Genomic DNA, 3,653 nt, shown 5'->3' with positions numbered 1-3,653 from the left:
GCTTCTGGTGATGGCCAAGGATGAGCCGGCGCGCGAGCGGCTGATCGTCAAGATGCGAGGCATCCTCGCCAAGGACTTCCCGTCGATCCGCGCCAAGGTCGATCGTTTGTTCCTCGGGCCGCCGACCGGCTGGCCGGTGCAAATGCGCATCATGGGGCCGGATCGCCAGGAGGTGCGCCGCATCGCCGACGAGGTGAAGGCAAGGTTCGAAGCAAACCCGCTGCTCGGCGCCGTCCATGACGACTGGCTGGAGCCGGTGCCGGCGATGAAGCTGGTGATCGACCAGGACCGAGCCCGGGCACTAGGCGTCACATCGCAGCGCATTCGCCAGATGCTGCAGGCAACCATGTCCGGTGCGCCGCTCGACGATTTCCGCGACGGCGAAGAGACGGTCTCGATCGTCGCCCGCGAGCCGGAGGCGACCCGTCATCTGCTGTCCTCGGTCGACTCCGTCTACATCCCGACCGACTTCGGCGGCTCCGTGCCCCTGTCCCAGGTGGCGAAAGTGGTGCCCGTGATGGAGCAGGGCATCGAGTGGCGGCGCGACCGTCTGCCGACCATCAGCGTGCGCGCCACGTTGCCGGATGGCGTGCAGTCGAACGACGTCGTCACCAAGATGTACAACGACATGAAGGACCTGCGTGCCGGCCTTGCCCCCGGCTACAAGATCGAGATCCAGGGCGGCGCGGAGGACTCGGCCGAAAGCCAGGCCTCGATCGCCGCCAAGGCACCGATCATGCTGGCCGTCATCGTCATCTTGCTGATGGTCCAGCTGCAGCATTTCGGCAAGTCGATGCTGGTGCTGGCCACCGGCCCGCTCGGCATCATCGGTGCCGCGGCAGCCCTTCTGATCAGCGGCGCGCCCTTCGGCTTTGTCGCCATCCTCGGCGTCATCGCGCTGCTCGGCATCATCATGCGAAACTCGATCATCCTGGTCGACCAGATCGACCAGGACATCGCCGCCGGCATGGATCGATCGGAAGCGATCGTCGGCGCTGCGGTGCGCCGCTTCCGCCCGATCATGCTGACGGCGCTGACCGCGGTGCTTGCGCTGATCCCGATCTCGCGCGCCGTCTTCTGGGGGCCTCTGGCCTACGCCATGATGGGCGGCATCCTCGTCGCCACCGTGCTCACCATCCTGGTGCTGCCGGCGGGCTATGCCCTGTTCTTCGGCCGCGAGCCCAAGAAGGCCAAGACAGGCGAGCAGGCGCAGGAGCCGGAACAGGTCGAAGGCATCGAAAGACCGCAGCTGGCGCTGGCTGCGGAATAAGAAGGTGGCAACCTCGAATCATCCGCCATCGGCGAAAGCCGGTGGCGGATGATGCGCATCGAAAGAACGCCTCGCGCCGCCGCGGCGCGCTCGGCGAGGCGCCTACGCCAATTCCTCGGAATGCGCGAACGTCACGCCATACTCCGCGGCCGAGTCGAGCATCGTATGCCACAGGCTTTCGGCAAAGGTTGCGAATACCAAGAGGTTGAACACGGCCTGGCCGTCTTGTCGGTTCTTCCCGCGCCAGAGCGTCACGCTGGTATGGTCGATCGAGGTGGCGGCTGCCGTGCCGACCGGGAATATTTCGGGGTGCAGGTCGATCGACGACAGCTTGGCCAGCATCGTGCGCGCCTTGTCGCCGGAAACGCTGATCAACGCGCGCGCATGTGATTGATCGGAAAGCGAGGCCAAACCGGCAAACACGCGGGCAAGGGTCTCCATCCTTTGCCCGCCGCCTCTCGACAGCACCAGAAACTGGTCCGGTCCTGACCAGATCAGCGTCGCGTCGGCCGTGTCGGCCGCCTTGGGTGTTTCCGGTGCGGCGACGCCGAAGCGAGCCTTCGCGGCATTGACCGTCTCGGCCGCCTTGCCGCGACGCGCCATCACCTGAACGAGGTCGAAATTGCGGATCTCGGTCAGCGACACGCCGGCTTCGCCCGGCGCGCCATAACGGCCGGCGACCAGGGCGCGCTCGAGCGGGCTGCGGATGTTCCAGGAAAAATCAGCCACGCTGGCGCCCTCCATCCGGATCGTAGAAGACGGAATTGCAGAGCTCGACATCGTACTCCTCGCCACGCAGCGGATCATGAGCGCGCACGATCTCACCAATGCGCGCACGGCCACGCTCGACGAGGCCGAGCCCGATCCACTGGTCGAGCACCGGTGAGAAGCAGACCGAGGTGATATAGCCCTGGTCGTTGTCTGGTCCGGGGGTCTCGCCCTTGGGAACGATGTGCGCGCCGGAGCGTAGGCGGCGCGCCTTGTCGGTCGGCTTGATGCCGACGACCACCTGCCGGTTCGGCGCGACGAGTGCTTCGCGGCCGGCCATGACGCGGCCGATGAAATCCTTCTTGGTCGACATCATCTTGCCGAGACCGAGATCGGCAGCCGTTGTGGTGCCGTTGAGCTCCGGTCCGGCGACATGGCCCTTTTCGATGCGCATCACGCCGAGCGCCTCGGTGCCGTAAGGCGTCACGCCGAACGGCTTTCCCGCGATCATCAGGTTGCGCGCCAGAGCCTCGCCGTAGCGCGCCGGCACCGAAATCTCGAACGCCATCTCGCCGGAGAAGGAGATCCGGAACAGCCTCGCCTTGATGCCGCCGCGCAGCTTGACTTCGCGCGCGCCCATGAACGGAAAGCCTTCGTTCGACAGGTCTTCGGCCGGATCGACGATCTCCTTCAGCAGATCGCGGGTCTTCGGACCGGCGATGGAGAATTGCGCCCACTGGTCGGAGACCGAGGTCAGCTGCACGTCGAGTTCGGGGAATAGGACCTGGCGGCAGAATTCGAGATGCTGCATCACCAGCCCAGCCTTGGCGGTCGTGGTTGTGAGGAAATAATGGTCCTTGGCCAGGCGCGAGGTGGTGCCGTCGTCATAGACGACACCGTCCTCGCGCAGCATCAGTCCATAACGCGCTTTGCCAACTGCGAGGCTGGAGAACGCGTTGATATAGACGCGGTCCAGGAAGGCGCCGGCATCCGGGCCGTGCACGTCGATCTTGCCCAGCGTCGAGACATCGCAGAAGCCGACGCCGCTTCGCACCGCCTTGACCTCGCGGGTCACCGATTCCAGCCAGTCTTTTTCGCCGGGCAACGGATACCATTGCGCGCGCTTCCACAGGCCGGTGTCGACGAACACCGCGCCCTGTTCGGCCGCCCAGTGATGCGACGGCGTCAGCCGCGTCGCATGGAAATTCTCGTCGCGATGGTGACCGGCGAAGGCGCCGATGGCGACCGGCACATAAGGCGGCCGGTAGATCGTCGTTCCGGTTTCGGGAATGGATTTACCCGACACCGCCGCCATGATGGCGAGGCCGGCGACATTCGAGGTCTTGCCCTGGTCGGTCGCCATGCCGAGCGTCGTGTAGCGCTTCAGATGCTCGACCGACTCGAAACCCTCGCGCTGCGCCAGCTCGACATCGGACGCCGTCACGTCATGCTGCTGGTCGACGAAGGCCTTGCCTTTGCCGGCGACATGCCAGAGCGGCGTCAGCGAAAAGGCCTCGTCGTCGGCGAGGGGCGCCGATCCGGCGTTGCCGCTCCGTCCCGTATCGCGCGCCGCTGCCGCACCTGCCTCGAAACCTTCCCGCAGGCAGGCGCCAAGGCCGAAGGCGCCGTTCGCCGCGCCTGCCGCCGCCATGCCGGGCGGCGCGCCGTCCGGCAC

General features: G+C 66.1%; 3 protein-coding genes. 1 reads left to right on the top strand and 2 read right to left on the bottom strand.

All coding sequences use genetic code 11. The annotated features are described in order from the left end of the window. Nucleotides 1-1,270 (top strand): efflux RND transporter permease subunit (locus EOA49_RS30975; protein ID WP_164749349.1); only part of this gene is annotated, 1,270 nt, incomplete at its 5' end. A gap of 102 nt (nucleotides 1,271-1,372) precedes the next feature. Here EOA49_RS30975 and EOA49_RS30970 read toward each other — a convergent pair. Both EOA49_RS30970 and EOA49_RS30965 read right to left on the bottom strand, forming a co-directional pair. Further along, nucleotides 1,373-1,999, bottom strand: a complete 627-nt coding sequence (locus tag EOA49_RS30970) for a sarcosine oxidase subunit gamma family protein (protein WP_127240613.1) — start codon at nucleotides 1,997-1,999, stop codon at nucleotides 1,373-1,375. Next, nucleotides 1,992-3,653: glycine cleavage T C-terminal barrel domain-containing protein (locus EOA49_RS30965; RefSeq protein WP_281058467.1), on the bottom strand; the 1,662-nt coding region annotated here is incomplete at its 5' end. The genes EOA49_RS30965 and EOA49_RS30970, both read right to left, overlap by 8 nt.

The sequence above is a fragment of the Mesorhizobium sp. M1A.F.Ca.IN.020.04.1.1 genome (assembly GCF_003997315.1).
GTDB lineage: Bacteria > Pseudomonadota > Alphaproteobacteria > Rhizobiales > Rhizobiaceae > Mesorhizobium.
This window is presented reverse-complemented; position numbering and strand designations above follow the sequence as displayed.